The sequence below is a fragment of the Paracoccus nototheniae genome, from assembly GCF_004335005.1.
In the GTDB taxonomy this organism is placed as follows: domain Bacteria; phylum Pseudomonadota; class Alphaproteobacteria; order Rhodobacterales; family Rhodobacteraceae; genus Paracoccus; species Paracoccus nototheniae.
Genome location: NZ_RQRT01000138.1, coordinates 1 through 4,045 on the forward strand (window position 1 = coordinate 1; position 4,045 = coordinate 4,045).

General features: G+C 69.2%; 3 protein-coding genes. All 3 read right to left on the reverse strand.

What is annotated here, in order from left to right:
• A partial coding sequence (locus tag EG885_RS21920; RefSeq protein ID WP_165571270.1) for an iron chelate uptake ABC transporter family permease subunit occupies positions 1–907 on the reverse strand: 907 nt, incomplete at its 3' end.
• Positions 904–1,821 (reverse strand): iron-siderophore ABC transporter substrate-binding protein, encoded by a 918-nt coding sequence (locus tag EG885_RS21925; RefSeq protein WP_207392387.1) that lies wholly within the window; start codon positions 1,819–1,821, stop codon positions 904–906. The genes EG885_RS21920 and EG885_RS21925, both read right to left, overlap by 4 nt.
• A gap of 10 nt (positions 1,822–1,831) precedes the next feature.
• The gene (locus EG885_RS21930) at positions 1,832–4,036 is read right to left on the reverse strand and encodes a TonB-dependent siderophore receptor (RefSeq protein ID WP_242679799.1); all 2,205 of its coding nucleotides are present in this window, start codon (positions 4,034–4,036) and stop codon (positions 1,832–1,834) included.
• Positions 4,037–4,045: the final 9 nt, after the last annotated feature.

Below are 4,045 nucleotides of genomic sequence, written 5' to 3' on the forward strand. Positions count from 1 at the left end.
CGCCCGCCCCTGCCAGCCGTGGACCCGCCAGCCGTGGGGCCGCCAAGGCCGTGCCCGCCAGCCGGGTCAGCAACAGCCGCGCCACGGCCGGGCCCGCCAGCCCGACAAAGCCGATCAAGCCCAGCTCGGCCGAGACGGCACCGGCCAGCGTCACCGCCACCGCGACCGCCAGCAGCCGGACCAGCGCCACGTTCAGGCCCAGCCCCGCAGCCCCCGCCGCGCCAAGCGACAGCACCCGCAGCGGGCGGGCCAGCAAGGCGGCGGCAACGGCGGCACAGCACAGCACCAGCAGCAGCGCGCGGACGCCCGACCAGTCCTGCTGGACCAGCGATCCGCCGTTCCAGATGACCAGCGACAGCAGATATTCGCCCCGCGCCAGCGTCACGGCGGTGGCCAGCGCGCTGGCGGTCAACCCGATCAGCATCCCCGCGATCACCATGGTGACCGGCGCAAAGCCCCGGCGCGCGCCGGTCGCCATGACCAGCCCCGCCGCCGCCGCCGCCCCGGTCATGGCGACGGGCCAGCGCCCGGCCTCCAGCAGCGAAGGCGCCAGGATCGTGGTCAGGACCAGCGCCAGCTGCGCGCCCGCGCTGATGCCGAGGGTGGTGGGATCGGCGATAGGGTTTCTCAGCACCACCTGCAGCAAGGCGCCGGACAGGCCGAGCGACGCGCCCGCGATCAGTGCGATCACCCCGCGAGGCGCCAGCCCATAGGCCAGCAGGATCTGATCGAGGCTCATCGTCTGCGGATCCCAGGGCAGGGCGGGCCAGGGCAATCCCCGCGCCGCCAGCAGCCACAGGACCAGCGCCAGCGCAAACCCCGCCAGCAGGGTCAGGGCGATGGCGCGCAGGCCATTGGGCGGCAAGGACCGTTCTGCGCCGGGCGCTTCAGGGCGGGCGCGGCTCATGCGGACCCCTCCAGCGCATCCGCCAGCGCCCCGGCAAAGCGCAGGGCCGAGGGCAGCCCGCCATAGGGGTTCATCTGCGGCAGATGCAGCACGCGCCCGGCCCTGACGGCGGGCAGGGCGCGCCACAGATGGCTGCGCGCCAGCCCGCGCTGCGCCTCGGGGGGGATGTCGCCGATGATCGCCAGCCGGGCCTCGGGCATCTCGGCCAGCCGTTCCAGAGGCACGGGGGCCAGAAAGCTGAAGGCGGTCGCCCCGGTCCAGGCATTGCGCAGCGACAGCCGCGTCAGGGTGCTGCCAAACAGGCTGTCATGACCAAAGGCGCGCAGATGCCGCGCATCGCCCAGATTGACCAGCGCCACGGGCCGGTCGCGGAACCGCGCCAGCCGCAGGGCCAGATCGTCGAGCCTCGCATCGGCCCGGTCCAGCGCATCCGCACCGGCAGGCGCGTCGTCCAGCCGCGCCGCCAGCGTGGTCACCGCGTCCAGCGCATAGGGCAAAGGCGCCTCGCCCGGCAGAAAGAACGGCAGCGACAGGACCGGCGCGATCGCCTGAAGCTGCGCCTGATACCGGGTGTAATAGGGCGAGGACAGGATCAGGTCGGGCCGCGACAGCTGCAGCAGTTCGAAATTGGGCGCGCCGCGCAGGCCCAGATCGGTGACGTCCCCGGGCAGGGTCAGCCCGCTCTCGGTGCGAAAGCGGATCAGCTCGGTCGCGGCGACGGGCACATGGCCGATGGCCAGCGCGGTTTCCAGCATCGCCCAGTCTATGGCGGCAAGGCGGGGGGGGCGCGCGCCGCCGGGCAAGGCCGCCCGGGCAGGCAAAGCCGCGGCCAGCATCAGCCCGGCGGCGGTCAGAAAGCGGCGTCGCGTCGGCGCAGGGGGACGGACCCCAAGGAAAGGGGGCCCGCCCCGCATCACTGGTCCGTTACCATTTATAGGCGATTTCGGCCATCACCTCGCGGCCCTCGCCATAAAAGCAGCCGTAGAAGCCGCAGGTGGACAGGTAAACCTCGTCCGTCAGGTTCTGGATGCTGATCGAGGCGGCGATGGCGTCGCGTTCAAAGCCGACGCGCAGATCGGCCAGCGTGACATCATCCAGCGTGCGGGCATTCGCGGCATCCTCGCGTTCGCCGATATGGCGGATGCCGCCGCCCGCGCTGATCCCGTTGCCGAAATCATGGGTCAGCCACAGGCTGGCCAGATGGCGCGGTGCGTTGGGCATGGGCTGGCCCTGATTGCTGCCGCCCTGCTGTTCGGTGTCGTTATAGGCATAGGCGGCCTTCAGCGACCACGCTTCAGCGATGCGGGCCGTCGCCTCCAGTTCAAGCCCGCGCGATTTCACCTGACCGATATCGCGGTACAGATAGGCATTCCGGTCCGCGTCAAAGCCCTGATACTGGCCCACATTGTCCTGACGCAGATCATAGATCGCGGCGGTCAGCAGCCCGTCGAAGACGGTGGGCGCAAATTTCACGCCCAGTTCCAGCTGGGTGCTTTCCAGAGGCTTCCGCGGCCGCAGATCCTCGGTCAGGCCGGTCTGCGGCTCGAACCCGGTCGCATAGCTGACATAGGGGGTGATGCCATTGGCCAGCACCCGGGCCAGACCGATGCGCCCGGTCAGTGCGTCCTCGTCGTAATCTGCGGCGGTGCCGTATTGCAGGCCAGTCTGTTCGGCCCGGTCATAGCGCAGCGCCAGCGAGCCGCGCCAGGCGTCCAGAATGATCTCGTCCTGCGCATAAATGCCGATCTGGGTAAAGGTCGCATCGGTGACCGAGGGGCTGGCGCCGGCGAATGTCGGGGGGCCGTTCACATAGCTCAGATCGTCCGGCGACACCGGCGCGTCCGTCACGCTGAACAGGCTGTTTTCCTCGGTCTCATAGCGGCGCAGATCGACGCCGAACAGCAGTTGATGCACCACCGCCCCGGTCGTCACCTCGCCTTCAAGGCGGGTGTCCAGACTGATTGTGTCGCTGTTTTCGTCCTGACGGCTGATGCCCTGCAGGATGTTGCCATCCGCATCCAGCGCAGCGCGCACAAAGCTGCCGTCATATTGCCAGTCGAAGCTTTCATAGCGGAATCCCTGACTGATGCGCCAGCCGCTTTCCAGATCGTGGCTGACCTCGACCCCCAGGTTCCACATCTCGCGGTCGCTGTCGTTCCAGCCGCGCCGTCCCAGGAACCGGTCACGCAGCGCCTTGTCATCCGTACCGGTCAGATCGAAGGGCACGCCGACCGGCGAGTCTGGCGAATCCTTGGTATAGGATGCCAGCAGGTCGACCGTCGTGGCGTCGTCCGGCTGCCAGCGGGCGGCCCCGGCCAGATAGCCCCGGCGGTTGCCGGTTTCCTCGACCTGCCGGGTGATGTCGCTGCCGATGCCGGTCACGCGATAGGACAGCGTGTCGGTGGCGACGCTGTTGACGTCGAAGAAAGCCTTGGCATAGCCGTTTGTGCCATAGCCCAGCCCGACCTCGCCAAAGGGGGTCGATCCGGCGCGTTTCTGCACCTGGTTGACGATGCCTGCGGGCGATCCCGACCCGTACAGCGCGGATGAGGGACCGCGCAGAACCTCGACCTGCTGCATGCCATAGATCTCGTAGCTGCCGCCGCCGAAGAAGCGGCCCTGACGCAGGCCGTTGACATATTGCGCCCGCTCGGCGCTGAAACCGCGCAGAGTGGGGTTGTCAAAGCGTGGATCGCCGCCAAAGGGCTGGCTGTTCACGCCGGTGGAATAGGCAAGCGACTCGCCCAGATCCGCGGCCCCCTGATCGGCGATCTGATCGGCGGTCACCACCGAGATCGACTGCTGCGCCTCGGCGATGGGTGTGGCGGATTTCGTGGTCTGCGCGCCCTGTGCCACATAGCCCGCGACATCGTCCACGGTCAGGGTGATGTCGCCCAGCACGAAGACCGGGCTTGCGGATGCGCCATCCTGCGCGGCCTGAGGCGTGGCCGCGACCGCTGCGGTGCTGTCCTGCACGGGTGCGTCCAGAGGGGCGGCCTCTTGCGCGGTGGCGGGCAGGGCCAGCAGGGACAGGCCAAGGGCGGTCAGGCTGACGCTGGTGCAAAGGACCGAACGACGGGCAGAAGGGCGGGGCAGGGGCATGACGTGGCCTTTGATCGCAGGGGGCATGGGCAGGGG